Consider the following 14,951-nt stretch of genomic DNA (forward strand, 5'->3'; position numbering starts at 1 on the left):
CAGGACATTGAAAGGAAAAAGGAAAGGAGACCCTGGTTGGGTCTCCTTTTCCTTTTTCTCTCATCATTTTGGTTTTCTTTTCTTACCTCTGAATTTGAATCCTTTGATTTTCAATCGCTTTGGCAGCGGCATCTTAATGAAAGTGATCCTTGTTTCCTTTTCTTTCATATACCTTACGACAATGAAAAGAATATAAGTTCCGAGCGCAACGTAAAAGAAGAATGGCACTTGTTCAAACTTGGTCTTGGCTGCAAGGTAAACCATATAAAAGATAAACAATGTAATCAACATGCTGTTTTTTGGAAGACCTATTTTTTTGAAACTTGGGATTCTTACTGTGCTGACCATCAGGAAGCAAAGAGCGTAGAATAGAATTAAAAATAGGCCTGTATGGATGTAATTATGTAGCAGCACCAGAAAAGTGACAATGCCCCCTGCCAGCGTAATGGGAATCCCGGAGAAATGCTTTAGTGATTCTTCCGAGGAAGTGATATTAAAGCGTGCAAGTCTGTATGAACCAAAAACCGGGAACAATCCCGCCATCATAATTCCGTATATATGAAAGTCACTGAAATATGTATGTGCTGCCAGGAATGCAGGCGCCACTCCAAATGAGACGATATCTGCTAGAGAATCAAGTTCTTTCCCGATTGGATTTGAAACACCGAGAATTCTTGCCACTCTTCCATCAACTGCATCAAGCATGATGGCAATAAAAATAAGGATGGTCGCGTTCCTGGCATCATTGTTCATAATATAACTTATTGATAAATAGCCGCAAAATAGATTTCCGAATGTAAAAAGATTAGGTATATGCTTTTTCATATAACACGCTGCCCTTTCTTGATTGCTTTTTTAAGTAAAATTTAAGTCTGTTTTCCTCTTTTAATCCAATATAATGTAGTATTCTTTAAAAATATTCCATTCCCTTTATTTTTTCGGCGACTCCCCTGCAAAAATTAACACGATATAAAAAATAACAGAATAAAAACCGGATATTCCCTCTGGCAGGCACCGATTCCCAGCAAAAGACGAACCGCAGCCCAATTATCTTCCGTTCACATTATAACAGTAAATACTGCTTGGTCAAAACTGGCTCTGAAACCAATAACAGCGTTTACGATTTTAAACTCTAAAATATTGGGTATAGTAACGTAAAACTTATGTACCAGAGATAGGAGGGTAAAGATGAACAAGAAAACCTGGAGAAAGTATGGAATGCCCTTAACAGCAGTGCTGCTGTTGTCAACAGGAGCTGCAGGCTGCTCTTCCGATGGTGATGCGGATAAAGAAAAACCCGTACTCGATGATGAATTCAAAAAAAGTGACCGAAAATCAAACGATACCGGGAAATAAGAAAAGCGGAAGCACCGGTTCACTGCGTATCAAGGTGCACGCAGTACATAACTGGATAATTTTGAGGGTGAATTTTCTTACCCTATAAAAAAAGCCTTCAAAGTCGAAGGCTTTTTTTGGACTTGGCAGCCTGCTTAGGCAGGTTCCCTATATCATTAGCTGAAGTTATCATGTTGTTAACAAATAGTCCTGTAATTCCCTCATTAATAGTTCTGCGCCTTCCTGGCTCAGGCAAATTTTTCCGCCTGCGAGGGACACATTGTCCGTGCTTACTGTTCCAGTTACCATACAGGTCATATCCGGCTGATATTTTTGGAGGATGATTGTATCTTCATCCACAAAGATTTCAAGTGGATCATTCTCATGGATGCCCATTTTTTTACGTAATTCCATTGGGATGACAATTCTGCCGAGCTGATCGGTTTTTCTTACAATACCTGTCGCCTTCATACTAACCCCTCCTTTATATATACAATTATAGCAAAGCGAGGTATATTTTGGCATCAATAAGCATTGGTTTTTTCAAATTTTTCGATAATAAACGCCAAGATTCCCTAAAAAGGGCCATGGTGTTTTGGTAGATAGTGTAAAAATCGTTTCATTCTTTTATCTTTATGACAATCTTCCCTTTTGCATGATGCGACTCACTTAATGCGTGAGCCTCACGAAGTCCAGCCTCGGTAAAATCGAACGTATGTCCAACAATCGGCTTCAATTTTCCTTCTTTCATGTGCCCGGCAAGTTCTCCAAGCTCTTTCCCGTCAGGCTTCAGCCAGACAAAGGCCGAATTAACCCCAAACTGATCGGCAACATTTTCGTTTGGCGGCTCAACGATAGACACGAGCCTACCTCCATTTTTCAGCACCTTGTAACTCTCAGACTGAATACTTCCGCCCATCGTATCGAAAACTAGATCATATCCTTCCAGCACTTCCTCAAACTTGGTGTTTTTATAATCAATACATATATCTGCCCCAAGTTCTTTTAGCATGGAATGGTTTTTGCTGCTTGCTGTTGTTGCAATATGGGCTCCTTTTTCGCGAGCGAGCTGAATCGCCAAACTTCCTACCCCGCCGGATCCTGCGTGAATCAGTACTTTTCCTCCATCCTCAAGACCTCCAGCATCAAAGAGAGCCTGCCAGGCAGTCAAACCCGCCAGAGGAATCGACGCGGCTTCCTCGAAACTTATATTTTCCGGAATTCTTGCTGCTAACGATTCCTCCGTCACGATATATTCAGCATAACAGCCAAACCTGGTCGTTTCAGGACGGACAAATACTCTCTCGCCAACAGCGAACTTTGAGGCGCCAGGCCCTACTACTTTAACAGTTCCCGCTGCATCCCACCCCAGTATGATTGGAAAGTCGAATGGAAGCATGTCCTTTAAGTACCCTTCGCGCACCTTCCAGTCAATCGGATTGATAGAAGTGGCATTCATTTCTATCAAAATTTGCCCTTCTTTCGGGATAGGGGTTGGCACTTCTCTCTCCCTCAGGTTTTCTTTTCCGCCGTATTGTTCTATAACAATAGCTTTCATGTTCTTCCTCCTTCGAATAAAAAGTTCTCCATTCACTGTCTTTTCCCTTAGGAGCGCAAATTAATCATGCCTGCTTTTTTACCTTTATAAAGTGCTGGTCGAAAAGCCTGTAATTTAGTATCATCGTATAATGGATATAAACTTATTGACTTAAGACAAAAGCGAGGATGTTATAACATGAGTCTATTGACTGTTGATCAATTAAGCCATACTTTCGGTGACCGGACACTGTTTAAGGATGTATCCTTCCGGCTGCTGGCAGAAGACCATGCCGGCCTTGTAGGTGCAAATGGGGTTGGAAAGTCTACGCTGATGAATATCATCACGAACCAGCTCATCCATGATTCTGGAAAAGTGGAATGGACTCCTGGTACACAATACGGATATCTTGACCAGCATACCGTCCTGACACCAGGGAAGACCATCAGGGATATTCTGCGGGACGCTTTCCTTCCACTTTTTAAAAAAGAAGAAGAGTTAAATGAAGTAACTGGAAAGATGGCAGAAGCATCACCAGAAGAACTGGAATTGCTGCTTGAACAAATGTCCGAAATCCAGGATGAACTTGATGCTGGCGGTTTCTACACCCTCGATATCAAAGTTGAAGAAGCAGCCCGCGGCCTCGGCCTAGATGCTATCGGCCTTGACAGAGATGTCGCAGCACTGAGCGGCGGACAGCGGACGAAGCTCCTTCTTGCAAAATTATTGCTCGAACAGCCTAAAGTGCTCCTGCTAGATGAGCCGACGAACTATCTCGATGTTGAGCACATCCGCTGGCTGTCTGGCTATCTCAAGGATTACCCTTATGCTTTCATCCTGATATCCCATGACACGGAATTCATGAACTCTGTGTCAAATGTCATTTTCCATTTGGAATTTTCAAAGCTTACGCGCTATACAGCAACATATGAAAAGTTCCTTGAATTGGCAGAAATCAATAAAAACCAGCATTTAAATGCCTATGAAAAACAAAAAGAATTCATCAAGAAACAAGAAGATTTCATCGCCAAAAATAAGGCTCGCTACTCCACAACAGGCCGCGCAAAGAGCAGGCAAAAACAGCTTGACAGAATGGAAAGAATTGACCGGCCGGAAACCGCAATCAAACCTTCCTTTGAATTCAAGGAATCACGGAGCAGCAGCCGTTATGTGTTTGAAGGAATGGATTTCGAGATTGGGTATGACCATCCATTGTTCCCGAAAATGTCAGTTACTGTTGAACGCGGTGAAAAAATCGCCATTGTCGGCATGAACGGGGTCGGTAAATCCACTCTTCTAAAAACGATGCTTGGAAAAATTTCGCCGCTTAGCGGAAGGATCGAACGCGGAGACTTCCTGTTCCCTTCCTACTTCGAGCAGGAAGTCAAAGCTGGCAAGATCACGCCAATTGATGATGTATGGAATGAGTTCCCTGCGCTGGACCAGCATCAGGTAAGGGCTGCCCTGGCACGCTGCGGGCTGAAAAATGAACATATTTCCCGCCCGCTTAATCAATTGAGCGGTGGAGAGCAGGCAAAGGTACGCCTTTGTAAGTTGATGATGCATGAAAGCAACTGGCTAGTCTTTGACGAGCCGACCAACCATCTTGACGTTTCAGCAAAAGAAGAACTGAGGAAGGCGTTAAAGGCCTACAAAGGGACGATTGTCCTCGTCAGCCATGAGCCTGATTTCTATGAAGACTGGGTCACGAAGATTTGGAATGTAGAAGAGTGGGCAGGGAAACTATCCTAGCTATAACAAAAAACAACCTGGTGATTCCATCAGGTTGTTTTTATGTTATCTAGTAAATAGATACTTGAATATAAATGTAATTGATATATTGAATTGATAATCTTTTTCATTCAGGTGTAGTATTTGATATGTATATTGCCATTAAAGGAGACTGCAACATGAAAAAAATGCTTATGGTATTAGTAGCAATGATGGCACTCTTTTCCCTAGTCGCCTGCTCCTCGGAAAGCGACAAAGGAAAAAGTAAAGAGAACGAAAAAGCATTTAAAATTGGCGCTATCCCCGACCAGAATGCTGCGGATTTAAATAGAAGCATGGACGACTTCGCAAAAGACCTTGGGGAAAAAACAGGCCTTAAGGTAGAATATGTCCCTTCTGTCGATTATTCGGCGCTTGTAACAGCATTCGACCGCGGAGAGATTAAAATGGCGTGGTTTGGCGGGCTCACCGGCGTCCAGGCCAGAAATTTGGTCCCTGAAGCTGAAGCGGTCGCACAAAGGCCGATTGATAAAGAGTTTCAAAGCGTATTTATTGCCCAAAAAGGTGTGGAAATCAAAAAGCTTGAGGATTTAAAAGGAAAAACCTTCACTTTTGGAAGTGAAAGCTCAACTTCTGGCCACTTGATGCCCCGCTACTTTCTTAATGAGGCTGGCGTTAACCCTGATACTGATCTTGATGGTACTCCCAACTATTCGGGTTCGCATGACAAGACATACAAACTTGTGGAATCGGGTGCATTCCAGACAGGTGCGCTGAACGTCTCAGTATGGGATGCGGCAGTTAAGGAAGGAAAAGTGGATACAGACAAAGTTTCTGTATTCTATAAAACACCTCCTTATTATGACTATCACTGGACGGTCAATAAAATGGACGACGCGACAAAGAAAAAAGTAAAAGCTGCACTTCTAAGCATGAAGTCTGATGATAATGAAATCATGGAACTTCTTCAGACAGACAAATTCATCGAGACAGACAACGACAACTATGCGGCCATTGAAAAAGTGGCGAAACAGCTGAAAATTATCAAGTAGGTGATCAAAAGTGGCCCAAGAGACCATGATTGAACTAAATAGAATATCGAAACACTATGGGCGGAAGATAGCATTATCTTCCCTTTCTTTTGTTATAAATAAAGGCGAACACGTGGCCGTTATTGGCCCAAGCGGTGCAGGTAAAACGTCGATGCTTAATATTCTTGCCTCCATGCTCCCGGCTGACGACGGCGAGATTTTGGTAGATGGAAAGCCTCTTGATTCATATTGTGACAGGAAAAGCCGCGCGCAGAAGATAGGGATGGTTCGCCAGCAATTCGATCTTGTGCCGCAGCTTGCCGTCATCCACAATGTCCTTGCGGGCAGGCTGTCTGACTGGTCTTTGTGGAAGTCAGTCCTTTCCCTGCTTATTCCCCAGGACAAAGGAAGAGCAATTGAAGCGCTGGACCGAGTTGGCCTTTCAGATAAGGTTTTCGAGCGCACTTCCAGCCTCTCTGGAGGAGAACAGCAGCGCGTAGCATTAGCGAGGCTGCTTGTCCAAGATCCTGAAATCATTCTTGCTGATGAACCAGTGGCCTCCCTCGACCCAGCGAGAGCGGAAGATATATTGAAGATGCTGACAAGGATTGCCGCGGAGGAAAACCAAACATTGGTGGCCTCCCTTCACTCTGTTGACTACGCCCTGAAATATTTTTCAAGGGTGATTGCTTTGAAGGATGGAAAACTCTTTTTTGATCGTCCTGTTTCCGAAGTGTCCGACACCCTGCTTGCTGAACTTTACAGTTTGGAAGGGAATAGTCAGAAATGATGAACTTTGAATTGCATAAACGAAAAATTTTAACCTTCATCCTTTTGCTGGCTTTCGTTTGGAGCCTCCTCCCTGTCGACTGGGATAAAGGACTCTTGCATGCGGGAGGACTGGCGATGGCAGGACAAATTTTTGAAGCTGCGCTCCATCCGGATTTTTCTCCTGACATGATTATGCTTGCATTGGAGTCTGCCTGGATTACGCTTGCCTATGCGACTGCCGGGATGAGCCTCGCTCTCGTGCTGGCTTTTTTTCTGGGATTGCTTGCGTCCGGAATCCTTGCTCCAGGGAATAAGAGCAGGAGATGGTTAAAGCGTATTTTCCGGGGAGTGCTCAGTTTTATGCGGGCCATTCATGAGCTTGTCTGGGCCCTGATTTTTGTGGCTTCATTCGGTCTGACACCATATGCCGCCATTTTTGCCTTGGCCATCCCTTATGGCGGTATGCTTGGACGGATTTTTGCCGAAATGCTGGAAGATGTTCCGGCCGAACCAATCCAGGCGTTAAAAATGACTGGCGCTTCTGCATGGCAGTGCATTTTTTACGGCTACCTGCCGATTGTCAGAGCGGGAATTATCAGCTACTCAATGTATCGGTTTGAATGCTCGGTCCGTTCAAGTGCCATTATGAGTTTCATTGGATTGGGCGGTCTCGGGTACCAAATTCAGCTTTCGCTTGATGATCTTGCCTACAGTCAGATGTGGACGTTCCTTTTCTTCCTCATCCTCCTTGTTGTTATTATTGACGGATGGAGCACGCTGTTGAGAAGGAGGCTCGGTTCATAAAAATGAGAAAGATGAATTTTGTTACACTCTCAATGATGCTTTTCTTCCTTCTTTTCATAGGTTCCTGGTATTTTGTCATCGTTGCTGAAAATGCAAGTCTATCGGAATTGTTTACGGAAAAGAACGCCTCGCATGCTGCGGAATTTTTCAAAGGACTCATAGGGGTCGGAGAAGATAACAATGCGTTTCTTAGCAAGACAAGCTGGAAACAGGCCTTGGGACTCACCCGTGAGACACTGCAGATGAGTATGATGGCGATTGGCTTTTCCACGATTGTCATGTTTCTGACAGTTATTCCTGCAGCCCGCAATGTAGCTGACGGAACACTTACATTGTCGCAAAAATGGCATAGCTGGCTTTCATACGGACTTATAAGAGCTTCATATGTTGTGAGCAGGGCAATTCCCGAGCTTGTCTGGGCTATGATTGTCATCTTTATTTTCAAGCCAGGCATACTGCCGGGAGCCATTGCGCTCGCACTCCATAATTTCGGAATCCTGGGCAAGCTTTGTGCGGAGGCGATTGAGGACAGTGATTCCCGGCCTGTCAGGAATCTCGCGGCAGCAGGCGCAAGTAAAACGCAAATTTTGCTGTATGGAGTCCTCCCTGCCGTGTTGCCCCAGTTCCTAACCTATATTCTCTACCGGTGGGAAGTCATCATGCGTACGACCATCGTAGTTGGAATGGTTGGTGCGGGCGGTCTTGGCCAGCAGTTCAAGTTAAACATGAGTTTCTTCCATTACACGGAGGTATCGCTCCTCCTCGTTTGCTATTTAATTCTTGTTTTCATTGCGGATTTTATCTCTGAGCGTTCGCGTTCCTTCGTCAAATAAACTGCTGGCACATTGCCTGGCAGTTTATTTTTTTTACATAATTTGATCTATTATTTCCTTGCTTGGTTTAACTGTTTTACTTACAGGGGAAAGAAATATACGATAGACAAAATATACAGGGGTACTGGTATGTGGTTGAATAAACCGTTTTTTAAGTAAAGTACGGGGATGCTGCTCGTTCTGCTTATTATCTTTATGTTGGGCAAGATTGATTTTTTTGTATGGCCCGTCCAGGAGTTTATTGCAGCCATTTTCTTTCCGGTATTGATTGCAGGCTTACTCTACTATAAATTGAGGACGCCGGTGCGGCTGCTTGCAAAAAAACTTCCAAAAGTGGTCAGCATTTCTGCTCGTCTTTTTTGCGGTAGGTGGTTTGATTTTCACCTTCTTTTATTTTGCTGGACCAATGGTTGGTGAGCAAATCTCCGATATTACAGGTCAGTTCCCTGAGAAAGTGGAAGAGTTTTCTACAGATTCGGAAAAAGTGATGAAAGAAAATAATTTAGGGTTTATAGACACTCAAAAGCTCAAAGAGAAATCATTTTCGTTTCTTCGCAGCATTTCCGAGAAACTTGGCGAGAACACGATCGCGCTCCTGTCGACAATCACAAGCGTTGCAACTGTGCTGGCTGTGGTACCCTTCCTTCTGTTCTTTTACCTGAAAGATGAGGAAAAACTGATGCCGTATATCATTAAATTGGTTCCTGCGGAGCATGAAGGCGAAGGAAAAAGAATACTGGCCGATGTGGACAAAGCGCTGTTTACATATGTCACTGGGCAGTTTATTATTGCTTTTGTCGATGGAGTACTCATGTATATCTGCTACAGATTGATTGGGCTTGATTTTGCACTTATCCTTGCCATGTTCGCCATGTTTTTGACTATCGTCCCTTTTTTCGGCCCAGTCATGGGAATGATCCCTGCTTTTTTTATCGCTCTTCTCGACAGTCCGTTTACTGCCCTGAAAGTCGTGATTGTTCTGGCCGTTGTTCAACAGCTAGAGGGAAACCTTATCATCCCGCAGGTAATGGGAAAAGGGCTCAACCTTCATCCAATCACTGTTATTCTCCTGCTTATCGCCGCAGGGCCCTGTATGGCTTTATCGGCATTCTGATTGCCATACCACTTTATTCTATAGTGAAAATAATTGTGAAGGATATCAGGAGGTTTTATCGACTGCGCCAAAAAAGGCAGTTTCTACAGTATGAAAAATAAATTCAGACAATAATGCCTGAATCCTTATGTTTGAAATTAGATAGGATGTTAGGAAAAAATCGTCACTACTTAGCTAATCATAGTAGGGAATTCGCGATATTTTTGTTTTCATAGTAATTTTTTTCTGGCCTGCTGTTTGCTCCTTGATGAAAAAGATCTTAGCACGGCTGTAAATGATTGAAATGCTGTTAAACTGCGCTGTCTGGCTGTGACAGCTCTTTGTCAATTAGAGCATCAAGCCGTATGAGGCTTTCCCGCGCACGTTCCCTGTCAATTTTTCGATAGTGGTGAAGGCCGCCCTGCTCTTCGTCTTTTTCGTCTGCCAACTTTACGACTTTTTGCAGCTTTGTCCTCTCAATATCATTAGTAGGGAGGAAAGAGTCTGTATGGAAAAGGATGGCTAACGAAATCGTTTTAGCTTTCACTGGATTTTCACCCAGCCGAATAAGCAGCTTGTGTGCCCTTTCAGCACCTTTAATGGGGTGGATATCATTTTTTCGGTAGAGCTCGTAATCCCATTTTCCGTTCCGGTACCAGGTAAAATGGCCGATATCGTGGAGAAATCCAGCTTTGGCGGCGCTGTCGACATCCTCGTTCCCGTCTTTGGCAAGGTTAAAAGCATGATAGGCCACCGCTATGGCGTGGGCAAACCCTGACCGTTTTACATATTTTTGTGTGATAGGATGCTCGAAAATATCCAAAAGTGTTACATCCCTCATAAAAACTCCTCCTCCTAAGAATTAAAAAGAAATTTCACGGTGAAGCTTTCATTAATTTTTAAATGTTATCACCTGTAATCTATTTTTCCGAGGATAGCATAAACAGAGGAACTCTGCAATTCTTTACATCGGGCAAATGTTGTATATCTGAAAAGTATTAATATTATAGGCTGCTCTCCCAGGTGTTATTTTAGGATAATTAAGGGGAAGTTTTCTTTCGTAAGAAGTTAGCACCTGGTCCTAATGAAGTTGGAAGTGTCTTCCTCACGCGCACAATAAAAAATAGCACGCTCCGGTAGTGGAACGCACTTTTTGTTTCCTGATTAAAGAAAGACTGAAAAATGACTTGCCTGGACGGATCAGTTTACTTTCTTGTCATAAAGTAAGTAGTGTGCTGACATGATATTAAGCCCTTTTGTCTCAGCAAGTATGGCAATTGTGTCCTCCGATTCCTCCTGCGTGAATTGTTCTTTCCTCATGATGTCCGCTGCTTTCGATAATTCCATTTCCGTACCTCCCTGAAACATTTGCTCTTTATTTAGACTACTTCAGGCTTTTTAAAACAAGAAAAACATGGGAAATAAACATATAACATAGAGAAACCCGGCATCATACTTGATGATGCCGGGTTTCTTTATCTCTTATGATTGCAATCCAATAGAAATATATTTCACTTCGAGGAATTCCTCGATGCCGTAATGGCCGCCTTCACGTCCTAGCCCGCTTTCCTTATATCCTCCGAAAGGAACCTGGACAGCAGATGGCAGCGGATCATTAAGTCCGACGATACCGTATTCCAGACCTTCGCTCATTCTAAAGGCTCTGCTGAGATCTTCGGTGAATACATAGGCTGCTAAGCCGTAATTAGAGTCGTTCGCTCTCTTCAGAACTTCTTCCTCTGTCTCAAACGTTGCAATAGGTGCCACTGGCCCGAATATTTCGTCCTTCATGCATTGCATTTCGTCTGTAATGCCTGTCAGGATTCTTGGGGCAAGAAACTTTCCTTCTTCAGCATCAGGTTTTTGTCCAGTGTAGGCCACTTCCCCGCCTTTTTGCAGTGCGTCTTCCACAAGTGTATTGACTTTTGCAATGGCTGCCTGGTCAATCAGCGGCCCAATGTCCACTCCAGGTTCAAGGCCATCCCCGACTTTCAGCTTTTCAAGCTCTGCTTTGAACAGGTTAGTGAACTGTTCAGAAACCGATCGCTGGACATATACGCGGTTTGTACAGATACATGTCTGGCCGGCGTTGCGGAATTTTGACTGTACAAGTCCCGCAGCGGCTTTCTCAAGATTTGCGTCAGCCATGACTATGAACGGCGCATTTCCGCCCAGTTCAAGCGAGATCTTCTTGACTGTTTGCGCAGCTCCCTTCATCAAATGCTTCCCAACTTCGGTTGATCCTGTGAAAGTAAGTTTAGTCACGCGTGCATCATGGAGCCACGCGTCTCCAATTTCTGAAGATTTGCCTGTTACGATGTTGATGACACCAGCAGGAATTCCGGCTTCGATGGCCAATTCAGCCATTTTAAGTGCTGTAAGTGGAGTCTGGTTTGCTGGTTTGACAACGGCTGTGCAGCCAGCAGCAAGCGCAGGTGCAACCTTTCTTGTGATCATAGCGGCCGGGAAATTCCACGGTGTGATCGCCGCAATTACCCCGACAGGCTCTTTTCTCACAAGAATCCGTTTATTCGGATGCGAAGCAGGAATCGTTTCCCCATAAATTCTTTTGCCTTCTTCTGCATACCAGGAAATGAATCCATTGGCATAGTCGACTTCCCCAAGAGCCTCTTTCAACGGCTTTCCTTGCTCGGTTGTCATAATCCTTGCAATTTCTTCACGATTTTCTTCAATAAGGTAATGCCATTTCAATAAAAGTTTGTAGCGTTCGTCGGCTGTTTTCTTCGACCATTTGGTGAAAGCTTCCTGGGCAGCATCAACCGCCTGGACAGCTTCGTATGTCCCGCCCGTAGGAACGGCACCGATCACTTTATCTGTGGCAGGGTTCACAACCTCGGTTAGGAATTCGCTGTCATGACCGACCCATTCCCCGTTAATCAACATTGGATAAATTTCGTATTTTTCTTTAATCATATCCATCCTCCTTTAGCTCCCCAGCGGCACGGCGTGCTGTCCTGCAAATACCGTTTCTGCAGATTCTTCCAAAATTTGAAGCCCTTCCTCGAGCTGTTCGTCCGTTATAGTCAAAGGCATTAAGAAACGGAGGACATTGCCGAAAAGGCCTGCACTCAGAAGAAGGAGTCCTCTGTCCGCTGCTTCCTTCACAATTCGGCCGACAGCTTCTTTATCGGGATTTTTCGTTTCCTTGTCTTTGACAATTTCCATTGCGCACATTGCCCCGATGCCGCGTATATCCCCGATTTGCGGATATTTTGAGGCAAGTTCCTTCAGTGAAGCTGTGAGCTTCTCGCCTATGTGAGTCGCTCTTTCATTCAATTTTTCCTCTTCAATGATGTCAAGTACAGCAAGTGCAGCCTTACAGCCAAGCGGACTGCCCGAGTACGTTCCGCCAAGCTCTCCTGGGTTGGCCACGTCCATCAGTTCTTTTTTTCCAATGACTCCGCTGATTGGAACGCCTGCCCCCATTGACTTTGAAATAGTGACAAGATCAGGCTCTACTCCGAAATGCTCGATAGCAAAGTATTTTCCAGTACGGGCAAACCCAGTCTGGATTTCATCCGCAACAAAGACGATTCCATACTGAGTGCAAATTTCCCTGACTCTTTGGACAAACGCCTTGTCTGGAACAATGAATCCTCCCTCGCCCTGGATCGGTTCCATGACGACGGCGGCAATCGTTTCAGGTGCAACCTCGGAAATAAGGAACTGTTCAAACTGCTCGATCATGAAGGCGGAATACTGCTCTTCGCCCATCCCCGCAGGCCTTCTGTAGGTGTAAGGATATGGAGCCTTATACACTTCCGGAGCAAATGGACCAAAGCCAAACTTGTAAGGCTTTACCTTGCTCGTCATTGTCATAGTCATCAATGTTCTGCCGTGGAAGCCTCTTGTAAATGATATGACTCCTTGTCTCCCAGTATGTTTCCTCGCGATTTTCACAGCATTTTCAACAGCTTCAGCACCGCTGTTGAAAAATGCGACTTGTTTTTCTCCGGAAAATGGCGCAAGTGCTGCCAGTCGTTCCGATAGTTCGATATAAGATTCATACATCATAACGTTGAAGCAAGTATGGATGAACTGTCCAGCTTGTTCCTGTAGCGCCCTGACAACTCTTGGATGGGCATGGCCGACATTCAAAGTACCGATAGCACCGGCAAAATCGATATGTACATTCCCGTCAATATCCTCGACAATGGCCCCGCTAGCTTTTTTCACAAATGATCTGCAGTTGTTGCTGATTCCGCGCGGAACAGCTTGATCTCTCCTTTCAGCCCACTCTAATGACAATGGACCAGGAACCGATGTTACTATTTTCACAAATTTTCTTTCCAACTTCAAATACACCGCCTTTTAAATATTTTAAGAGAGCCCCAATCCCGGAAGGATTGGGGTGGATAACACTTATGCTTTCACTTTGCCTAGAACTTCTTTAAAGGAATTCACAACCTTGTCGACTTCATCATAACGAATGGTCAATGCAGGTTCGATCCGTATTGTTTTCGAGTTAATCAGTGTTCCGGCAACGAGAATTCCGTTATCGAACATGCCTTTGGAAACTTCATAGCCAATTTCGTCTTTATGGAATTCGATTCCGATCATGAGACCTTGGCCGCGGATTTCAAGTACCTTGTCTTCATGCCCTTCCGCTGCTTTTCTAAGTTCGGACAAGAAGTACTCACCGACTTCCGCTGATCTTTCAGGAAGCTTTTCTTCAAGCAGGACGCTGATTGTCGCAATAGCTGCCGCGCAAGCAAGCGGATTGCCGCCAAATGTTGTCGTATGCATGAATGGATTTTCGAACCAGCTTTTGAAAACATCTTCCCTTGCAACAATCGCACCTGCCGGCATAACGCCGCCACCAAACGCTTTGGCAAGACAAATGATATCCGGAACAACCTCGAACAGATCTGCTGCGAACATTTTACCTGTCCGCCCCATCCCAGTCTGTACCTCATCAAAAATTAGAAGTGCGCCGAACTCGTCACAAAGCTCCCTTACTTGCTTGTGGTAGCCTTCAGGAGGAATGATAATCCCGCCTTCACCCTGGATTGGCTCGAGCAGTACTGCTGCGACATCCTCGCCGACCATTGCACAAGTTTCAAACGTTTTTCTCATCATGTCAATATCGCCGAATGGCACATGACGGAAGCCGGGAATAAGCGGCATGAAAGGCTTCCTGAACATGCCTTTTGCTGTACCGGATAAAGACCCAAGGCTCTTTCCGTGGAAAGCTTTTGTTGTTGAAATGAAAGTAGTTCTTTCACTGTACATCTTGGCAAGCTTCAAAGCAGCTTCGACGCTCTCTGTTCCGCTGTTTGTAAAGAAGGCATATTTCAAGTCTCCCGGCGTGATGTCAGCGAGGATTTTTGCAAGCATCGCCCTAAGCGGGTCTAGTAAATCTTGGCTATGGAGCGCCTGGCGCTTAAGCTGGTCGGTCACAGCTTTGACAACCTTTGGATGGCGATGGCCGACATTGTAGATCCCGAATCCGCCGAGGCAGTCAATATACTCTTTCCCGCTGACATCCTTGAAGCAGGATCCGCCGTCGGACCATTCAACAGCAGCGAATTGCCCGTCTTTTGTAACAGTTTTCCTGTAAGAAAGGAAACCAGGGTTTACGTGTTCCCTGAATCCATCAACTGTTTCCTTTGTGATCCAGTTGGCATCCTCTTCTGTGATTTCCTCCTTTTCTATTACATTCAAAACCTTGTTGATATATTCTGTAATTTGATTTATTTCAGTTGCTTCTGTTTCACGCTTTAAATCGATTCCCATTTGACACGCTCCTGTGTTTGTTTTTTGTTTATTCAATTCTTCTTTGCTTTGGCCAAAAC

At 44.6% G+C, this 14,951-nt stretch carries 15 protein-coding genes; 7 read left to right on the plus strand and 8 right to left on the minus strand.

What is annotated here, in order from left to right:
• Positions 1-63: 63 nt before the first annotated feature.
• Positions 64-825 carry a CDP-diacylglycerol--serine O-phosphatidyltransferase gene (gene pssA, locus D1970_RS09810; RefSeq protein WP_119112669.1) on the minus strand — a complete coding sequence of 254 codons (762 nt, stop codon included), beginning with the start codon at positions 823-825 and terminating at the stop codon, positions 64-66.
• 363 nt (positions 826-1,188) lie between these two features.
• On the opposite strand from pssA, the gene D1970_RS22345 reads away from it, so the two are divergent.
• Positions 1,189-1,356 (plus strand): hypothetical protein, encoded by a 168-nt coding sequence (locus tag D1970_RS22345; protein WP_181213255.1) that lies wholly within the window; start codon positions 1,189-1,191, stop codon positions 1,354-1,356.
• Positions 1,357-1,524: 168 nt separating this feature from the next.
• On the opposite strand, the gene D1970_RS09815 is transcribed toward D1970_RS22345, so the two are convergent.
• A complete protein-coding gene (locus tag D1970_RS09815; protein WP_119112670.1) occupies positions 1,525-1,806 on the minus strand; it encodes an AbrB/MazE/SpoVT family DNA-binding domain-containing protein in 282 nt (93 codons plus the stop codon).
• Between the two features lie 148 nt (positions 1,807-1,954).
• Complete coding sequence (locus D1970_RS09820) at positions 1,955-2,893, minus strand: NADP-dependent oxidoreductase (RefSeq protein ID WP_119112671.1); 939 nt, start codon at positions 2,891-2,893, stop codon at positions 1,955-1,957.
• A gap of 177 nt (positions 2,894-3,070) precedes the next feature.
• Between D1970_RS09820 and D1970_RS09825 the strand changes: the two genes are divergently transcribed.
• From D1970_RS09825 to D1970_RS09850, 6 genes are all read left to right on the plus strand, one after another.
• Positions 3,071-4,624 carry an ABC-F family ATP-binding cassette domain-containing protein gene (locus D1970_RS09825; protein ID WP_119112672.1) on the plus strand — a complete coding sequence of 518 codons (1,554 nt, stop codon included), beginning with the start codon at positions 3,071-3,073 and terminating at the stop codon, positions 4,622-4,624.
• A gap of 158 nt (positions 4,625-4,782) precedes the next feature.
• Positions 4,783-5,655 carry a putative selenate ABC transporter substrate-binding protein gene (locus D1970_RS09830; RefSeq protein ID WP_119112673.1) on the plus strand — a complete coding sequence of 291 codons (873 nt, stop codon included), beginning with the start codon at positions 4,783-4,785 and terminating at the stop codon, positions 5,653-5,655.
• A gap of 10 nt (positions 5,656-5,665) precedes the next feature.
• Positions 5,666-6,424, plus strand: a complete 759-nt coding sequence (locus D1970_RS09835) for a phosphonate ABC transporter ATP-binding protein (RefSeq protein WP_259339638.1) — start codon at positions 5,666-5,668, stop codon at positions 6,422-6,424.
• A complete protein-coding gene (locus tag D1970_RS22930; RefSeq protein ID WP_119112674.1) occupies positions 6,421-7,209 on the plus strand; it encodes a PhnE/PtxC family ABC transporter permease in 789 nt (262 codons plus the stop codon). Before D1970_RS09835 ends, D1970_RS22930 begins: the two co-directional genes overlap by 4 nt.
• Positions 7,210-7,211: 2 nt before the next feature.
• Positions 7,212-8,042 (plus strand): PhnE/PtxC family ABC transporter permease, encoded by an 831-nt coding sequence (locus tag D1970_RS22935; RefSeq protein ID WP_119112675.1) that lies wholly within the window; start codon positions 7,212-7,214, stop codon positions 8,040-8,042.
• A gap of 313 nt (positions 8,043-8,355) precedes the next feature.
• Positions 8,356-9,156, plus strand: a complete 801-nt coding sequence (locus tag D1970_RS09850) for an AI-2E family transporter (RefSeq protein ID WP_246370054.1) — start codon at positions 8,356-8,358, stop codon at positions 9,154-9,156.
• 289 nt (positions 9,157-9,445) lie between these two features.
• Here the strand turns inward: D1970_RS09850 and D1970_RS09855 are convergent, their stop codons facing one another.
• From D1970_RS09855 to D1970_RS09870, 5 genes are all read right to left on the minus strand, one after another.
• On the minus strand, positions 9,446-9,976 hold the full coding sequence (locus D1970_RS09855) for an HD domain-containing protein (protein WP_119112676.1): 531 nt from the start codon (positions 9,974-9,976) through the stop codon (positions 9,446-9,448).
• Positions 9,977-10,335: 359 nt separating this feature from the next.
• A complete protein-coding gene (locus D1970_RS22355; RefSeq protein ID WP_181213256.1) occupies positions 10,336-10,482 on the minus strand; it encodes a hypothetical protein in 147 nt (48 codons plus the stop codon).
• Between the two features lie 135 nt (positions 10,483-10,617).
• A complete protein-coding gene (locus D1970_RS09860) occupies positions 10,618-12,039 on the minus strand; it encodes an NAD-dependent succinate-semialdehyde dehydrogenase (RefSeq protein WP_119112765.1) in 1,422 nt (473 codons plus the stop codon).
• 42 nt (positions 12,040-12,081) lie between these two features.
• Positions 12,082-13,449 (minus strand): 4-aminobutyrate--2-oxoglutarate transaminase, encoded by a 1,368-nt coding sequence (gene gabT, locus D1970_RS09865; RefSeq protein ID WP_119112766.1) that lies wholly within the window; start codon positions 13,447-13,449, stop codon positions 12,082-12,084.
• Positions 13,450-13,518: 69 nt separating this feature from the next.
• Positions 13,519-14,892, minus strand: coding sequence for a putrescine aminotransferase (locus D1970_RS09870; protein ID WP_119112677.1), 1,374 nt, complete (start codon positions 14,890-14,892; stop codon positions 13,519-13,521).
• Positions 14,893-14,951 lie beyond the last annotated feature (59 nt).

Source organism: Mesobacillus zeae (genome assembly GCF_003570705.1).
Classification (GTDB): Bacteria; Bacillota; Bacilli; order Bacillales; family Cytobacillaceae; genus Mesobacillus_C; species Mesobacillus_C zeae.